We start from the raw sequence: 6436 nt of genomic DNA, 5'->3' as shown, positions 1-6436 counted from the left end.
GGGCGATCCTCGTGACGGTCCTGCTTGGCGGCGGGGTAGCGGCCCTTGCCTACCGGCAGGTCGGCGGGCAGACGGGCGACGTGCTCGGGGCCGTGGCGTGCCTTGGGGAATGCGTGCTGCTGGCGACCATGCCCGCGGCCCTTGGCTGAAACCATGCTCCCGGCGGGCGCAACCGCCCGGTGCGATCATGCGTCCCCATGCGGGGTCAGGTCAGGGACGGCACGGCCATGCCGGAAATATCCTTCCCGGCATCACAGGCGCGATGGGCATGGGCCTGCATGACATGGACGCTGCCCATCGGGGGGGGCTTCGCCAGAAGGGGGGCCACGTCCCCACGCGCCAGCGCATGCATCAGGCGCAGCGGCCCGCCATGCGTGACCACCGCGCAGGCACGACCCTGCCGCACGATATCGTCCCAGAACGCGCCGACACGCGCACGCAGGGCACGGCCATTTTCGCCTTCGGGGAAGGTGAACCCCTCCACATCGCGGGCCCACGCATCAAGGGCGGGACGGGGCACGTCCTGCCACAGCATCCCTTCCCACCGGCCGAAATCCAGTTCGTGCAGGCGCCCGTCAACGCGGATTTCCAGCCCCAGCGCGGTTGCGATCCGCTGCGCGACCAGGCGGCAGCGCGTGGCGGGCGAGGTGAAGATGACCTCGCACCCGATCCCGCGCATGACCGCCTTCATCCCGTCGGCCACCTGTTCCCAACCGGCGTCGAGCATCATGTCGGCGCGGCCATAACACCGTCCCAGCGCGTCCCTGACCGCGGGATGCCGCGCGAGTGCCACCAGAAATTGATTGTCCATGCGCCCTGTCCCGCCAACGTCCGCCAAAAAGCCGCCCCAAGGTTCCGACAGGAACACCGCGCGCGCCATACCCGCAGGGATGGGGCAGATATCCGGTGGACACATGCCCGCCGCGCAAACGCCGGGGAACGGTGCCGCGCGGCGCGGACCTCGCTGAAATGTTATGTGCGCAGGACGCGGTTACATGCCGGACAGGGGCCGGACCTCAACTTTACAGATGTGAATATCTTCTGCATATCTGCGTTGTTTTCGCACAAATCGTCAGAAATCATCTATATGCTGGCCACCGAACCCTGCGGTGGACGGGGCAAGACGGAGAAAAACATGCGGATATGGGCATTTGCCTGTCTGCTTCTGTGCCTGCCTGTCCATGCCCAGGCCGGCAGCGCCTACCGGGTGAAGCACCCGACCGTTGCCTGTGGCGATGACCTCGCCATCAAAGCCCTGAACGACCGGACCAATCCGCACCTGACCGATCCCCAATGGCGACAGGCCATGATGGTGCAGGGCCAGTGCTATACCGTCGCCCCCGACATGCGGTGGGAGAAGATCGCCAACCGCAACGGACTGCCGCTGCTGCGGCGCAATCCCGCCGTGCCGGGGATGCCGCCGCTATATTTCATGGCGTCCGACATTTCCGACATCAGCGCCCCGCCACCTGCCGCCCCCGGCAAGGCCGCCGATGGCCCAACGCCACTTCCCACCCCCGCGATGCCTGCCGAGGGCACGGACCCGCAGGCCACCGACAACGCAGCGTCCCCGCAGGCCGCGCCCGTCATCATCGCCCATACGGACCCGCCCGCGCCGACGGACCTGTTCTTCATGACCGGGGGGTTCCAGAAACTGGGCTCAATGCTGCTCTCCGCGCTGCTTGCCCTCGGGGCGGGATGGATATTGTGGGTTGTCTACCGCATGATCATGGCATTCGTGGGGCGGCGTGCGGCCCTGCGGCAGGCCACGGCGCTGGTGGAACGCAATGCCGGGCTGCTGATACAGCGCCGCCTGCACGCGCATGAGGGACAGGCCGCCCATGGCAAGACGCCAGCACAGCAGTGGCAGGGCGAGGTCGGCCGGTTCTGCCGCACCACGCTGCTGCCCGCCCTTGCCCATGACGGGCGGGAGCAGTACTGGCCCGCCATCGAAAGGAAGGTTCAGGCGCGCATCGAGGCCGTTTCCACCCGCGCACGCCCCCGCCCCGACCTGCGCCTTGTCACCAGCAGCACCGCCCCCTACCACGCGGACATGACCAGCGCGCAGTATGTCAGCTACTGCATGGGGCTGCTTGAAAAGGCGGACTGGGATACCCGCCTGTCAGGGAATGCCGGACAGGCCGCCACGGTGATCGTGGCGACGAAGGATGGCCTGTCGATGGTCGTGCAGTGCTGGACCGAACGCCGCCCGGTGGAGGAAGAGACCGTGCGCCAGTGCATCGCCGCGCGCGCGGGCCTTTCGGCACGGATCGCGGTGGTCGTCTCCAACGCGCCCTATACGCAACAGGCGATACAGTTGGGCAAGAGCAGCCGCGTCTTCGTGCTGCATCATGAAGAACTGCAGAAGTTCGCAAGCCAGGTCGAAGCGCCCCAGGTCGCCTGATACCGGCCGGTCGCGCGACGGCCGCATGCACGGCATTGAACTTTCCCGCCCGCCGGGACATAGGCACAATGGTCCGACCTTTCGGACCCCGAATACGGAACACCGTGTCCGGATACCTTTATGGAGAGTCGTGCATGAGCAAGCAGATCACCGTTGTCGCCATCGCGGAGGCCAGACCCGGATGCGAAGCGCAGGTGGAAGCCGCGATCGCCGCCTGCGTGCCGCCGTCACGGGCCGAGGCCAGCAATGACGCCTATGTCCCCCACCGCGACAGCGCCAACCCGTCGCGTTTCGTGTTCGTTGAACGCTGGGCCAGCAGGGAAGCCCTGGCGGAGCATGAAAAGACCGCGCATTTCCAGGCCATGGCCAGAAGCTTTGCCCCGCTGCTGGCAAGGCCGCTCGAAGTCATGATCCTCGATCCGATCGGCTGACCCCGGAAAAAAGGCGTCACCTTTCCCAAAAAGGCGACGCCCCGAAACCTCCATCCCTTTCTGCCGGCCGGGACCGCCGTCAGTTATGGGCCTGCCGGGCGGCCAGCGCATTGAAGCACAGCGATATCCCATGGGCCTGTTCGGGCTGCGCGTCCCAGAAGGTCGTATCATTGGGCCGCTTCTGCCCCGTGATCCGCATGGCGCAGTAATCGAACACCGCGCGACTGTCACGCAGGCCAAGACAGTGCAGGATGTTTGAAAAGCTGACATCCTCCCCCTGCGCATGGGTGGCCCGTGCCGTCACGTACGAACCACAGCGTTTCAGGGCATCCGACGGCGCCTTGAGCAGCAGGATCTGGCGATAGGCTTCCTCCTCGCGCTGGATGCAGACCTGTTCGCCGGGAACGCCGGGGGGATGGGTCGCGTGGCAATGCGCCTCCACCTGACCGCGCACATATCCCCCTTCGTCCGGGGACTGGGCCCAGTTCGTGTCCGTGGTCCTGCGATAGGTCAGCACCGCCGCCCGCCGCGCCGGGTCCACCAGCGCGAAATCCAGCGGCCGCGACCCGCAGTACAGGGTCATGTGATAGGTATCGCCCCGTGACTGTTCCGAAGCCGCGTGCCCGCCGGAATTGTCAAAGACAAGGTAGAGCGGGTGCAGCGGCGCGGGGCAGAGCGGGCGGCCCGACGGCATCAGCGGGTTTTCATTGTCCATGACACGATAGACAAGCCCGTCCTGCACATCGGTCTCGACCGGTTGCACGTCCATCCTGCTGCCATTGGTGAAATCCAGCGCCGTTTCCGACAGCCTCATGTCACCCGTCACATGCGTGCTGCGCGCATCGGCCGCACGCAGCACGAAATAGCGGGGCGCACCGGACGCAAGCTCCTCCGCGTCGAAACGCTCGTCGTCCGCATGGGCCGCGCACAGCGTCCCGGCAAGGAACAGAAACATACAAAGCAGTCCACGCACCACCATCGCACCCCATGATCCGCGCTTTCGCGCATGGCCCCGCCTCGATACCGTACCCCACCGGGTGGCACAATTTGTTGTGGGCGGCCAGTTGGCCCGTGCCACAGGGCGGCCCTTGTCAGACATGCCGATGTCTGACAAGTTCGAGCCTGACCCGGAACAACACGACAGGGCAATGAACGAAGTTTTTCCCGTGTATATCGAACGTGTTATGCTGCGTGCCATCATGGCGCGCCGCCTTGTGCCGGGCACCTGCCTGAGCGAGGGGCGGCTTGCCTTCGCCTTTGGCGCGTCGCGTGCAACCGTGCGCGAGGCCCTGGTCCGCCTTCAGGGGCGCGAACTTGTGCATGTGGTCGCAAAGCGCGGATGGTTCATCCCCGAACAGGGATGCGACGAAATCCGCGCCACGTGCGAGGCGCGCCGGATCATACAGACCGGGATCCTGAACCTGACGGTCCCGCTGTCGGCGCGCCATGCCGGCCTCGTGCGCCATCACCTTGCCCAGCAGCACGCGGCGCTGGAAGATGGCGACATCAGCCATGCGTGCTTCCTGCTGGCGGATTTCCATGTCTGCCTGACGCGCCTGATCGACAATCCGGCGATGACGGAGGGCATGCGCTCTCTCATGGCGCGGTCGTGCCTTGCGCACGGGGCACCCACGCTCCATACCGCCCGGGCGGTGCATGCGGCGCATGCCGCCATCGTGAAGGCCATGCAGGAGGGCGACATGCCGCATGCGCGTGCGCTGCTGCTCCAGCGGATCGAGGCGACCGCAGGCGGCCACACGCCACATGGCAGCCACCACCCCACGGACCTGAAGGCGGCACTGGCCCCGGTCCTTTATCGTATCGAGAGGGAAAAGGCCCTTTCGTCCCCTGCCCCCATTTCCTATCGGCAATCGGAAACACAAGCATGAACCCTCCCGCTCCCTCTCCCGAAGACGACGTGCATATCCTGCCGGATGGGGAAGACGAAGGATATCACAAGGGTCTTGGCAAACGTCAGATCCAGATGATCGCCATTGGCGGGGCGATCGGCACCGGCCTGTTCCTTGGCGCGGGATCGCGGTTGCAGATCGCGGGGCCGTCGCTTGCGATCGTCTATCTGGTGTGCGGCGCCTTTTCATTCCTGATCCTGCGCGCGCTGGGCGAACTGGTGATGTATCGCCCCACGTGCGGCAGCTTCGTCTCCTACGCACGTGAATTCCTTGGCGAGAAGGCCTCCTTCGTCGCGGGATGGCTGTCGTTCCTGAACTGGGCCATGACGGGCATTGTCGATATCACCGCCGTGGCGCTGTACATGCATTTCTGGGGCACGTTCGAACATGTGCCGCAATGGGTGTTCGCCCTTGGGGCGATGGGCATCGTCACCAGCATGAACATGATTGGCGTCAAATGGTTCGGGGAGATGGAATTCTGGTTCTCCCTCATCAAGGTCGTGGCCCTGTCGCTGTTCCTTGTCGTCGGTGCGGCGGTGCTGGGCCTGCGCGTGCCGGTGGGCGGGCACACCACGGGCTTTCACCTCATTTCCGAAAATGGCGGGCTGTTCCCCCATGGGCTGATCCCCGCGCTGATCCTGACGCAGGGCGTGGTCTTCGCCTATTCGGGGATCGAACTGATCGGCACCGCCGCGGGCGAGTGCGAGGATGTGCGCACCGTCCTGCCACGCAGCATCAACAGCGTCATCTGGCGCATCGGCCTGTTCTATGTCGGGTCGGTCATCCTGCTGGTCTGCCTGCTGCCGTGGACGGCGTATCATGCGGGTGTCAGCCCGTTCGTCACCTTCTTCCAGGCGCTGGGCATCCCGGGCATCGACACGGTCATGAACATCGTCGTGCTGACCGCCGCCCTGTCCAGCCTGAATTCCGGCCTGTATTCGACCGGCCGCGTGCTGCGCGCCATGTCGCTTGGCGGCACGGCGCCGCGTTTCCTGTCCTACATGAACAGCAATTCCGTGCCTGCGGCGGGGATCGGGCTGACGGTTGCGATCTACCTGATCGGCGTGGTGCTGAATTACGTCGTGCCCAGCCAGGTTTTTGAAATCGTCCTCAATTTCGCCTCCGTCGGCATCATCAGCACATGGATCTTCATCCTGCTCAGCCAGATCAGGCTGCGCCAGGCCATCACGCGCGGTGAAATCGCCCCCACCGGCTTTCCCATGCCCGGCGCCCCCGTCACGGCGTGGCTGTCGCTCGGCTTCCTTGGGTGCGTGCTGTTCCTGATGCTGTGCGACTATCCCGCGGGCACGTCCACGATCGCGGCGACACCGGTCATCGGCGCCATCCTTGCGCTGGGATGGTACATGCTGCGGCGCAGATAGGTCCGACGGGTCGTGGGAAATGGCAGCCATTCTTTTTAAGCTGTTGTTTCCCACGACCTTTTACCTTTTCTTTTCCACCATGCCAGCCCGTGGCGCAGGTATGCTGCAGGCGGGCGATCATGGATGTGTGGTGGAAAGCAAGAACCGTCATGATGCCGTAACCAGCAGCGCAACGTCGCAGCCCATCCCATCATGAACCCCACGGACAAGCCCACCCGTGTTTCCACACGGCCTGCCTGCCTGCCCGGCGAGACCGAGTCAGCCCATTGCCCGCCCAGCCCGACCATGGCGTCCCCCATGGACATGTCC

7 protein-coding genes are annotated in these 6436 nt (G+C 65.2%); 5 read left to right on the top strand and 2 right to left on the bottom strand.

From position 1 onward, the window contains the following. Positions 1-11 precede the first annotated feature (11 nt). Positions 12-149 (top strand): adenosylcobinamide-GDP ribazoletransferase, encoded by a 138-nt coding sequence (locus KMAL_RS15720; RefSeq protein WP_239020179.1) that lies wholly within the window; start codon positions 12-14, stop codon positions 147-149. Between the two features lie 56 nt (positions 150-205). Here the strand turns inward: KMAL_RS15720 and KMAL_RS17025 are convergent, their stop codons facing one another. Next, positions 206-811, bottom strand: a complete 606-nt coding sequence (locus KMAL_RS17025; protein WP_110571092.1) for a histidine phosphatase family protein — start codon at positions 809-811, stop codon at positions 206-208. Between the two features lie 324 nt (positions 812-1135). Here KMAL_RS17025 and KMAL_RS15715 point away from each other — a divergent pair, with 324 nt between their 5' ends. Next, positions 1136-2404: a restriction endonuclease gene (locus KMAL_RS15715; protein ID WP_180999857.1), complete on the top strand. Its 1269-nt coding sequence runs from the start codon at positions 1136-1138 to the stop codon at positions 2402-2404. Positions 2405-2538: 134 nt separating this feature from the next. Then, entirely contained in the window at positions 2539-2835 is a 297-nt protein-coding gene (locus KMAL_RS15710; protein WP_110096439.1) for a putative quinol monooxygenase, read from the top strand. A gap of 79 nt (positions 2836-2914) precedes the next feature. On the opposite strand, the gene KMAL_RS15705 is transcribed toward KMAL_RS15710, so the two are convergent. Further along, the gene (locus KMAL_RS15705) at positions 2915-3790 is read right to left on the bottom strand and encodes a hypothetical protein (RefSeq protein WP_110096441.1); all 876 of its coding nucleotides are present in this window, start codon (positions 3788-3790) and stop codon (positions 2915-2917) included. A 193-nt stretch (positions 3791-3983) separates the two neighbouring features. On the opposite strand from KMAL_RS15705, the gene KMAL_RS15700 reads away from it, so the two are divergent. Together KMAL_RS15700 and KMAL_RS15695 are read left to right on the top strand one after the other, a co-directional pair. Further along, positions 3984-4724, top strand: coding sequence for a GntR family transcriptional regulator (locus KMAL_RS15700; RefSeq protein WP_167400135.1), 741 nt, complete (start codon positions 3984-3986; stop codon positions 4722-4724). After that, the gene (locus tag KMAL_RS15695) at positions 4721-6127 is read left to right on the top strand and encodes an amino acid permease (protein ID WP_110096437.1); all 1407 of its coding nucleotides are present in this window, start codon (positions 4721-4723) and stop codon (positions 6125-6127) included. The genes KMAL_RS15700 and KMAL_RS15695 overlap by 4 nt, the downstream gene beginning before the upstream one ends. Positions 6128-6436: the final 309 nt, after the last annotated feature.

Source organism: Novacetimonas maltaceti (assembly GCF_002906255.1).
Classification (GTDB): Bacteria; Pseudomonadota; Alphaproteobacteria; order Acetobacterales; family Acetobacteraceae; genus Novacetimonas; species Novacetimonas maltaceti.
Note: the sequence above shows the minus strand (reverse complement) of the source record. Positions and strands in the feature narration are given on the sequence as shown.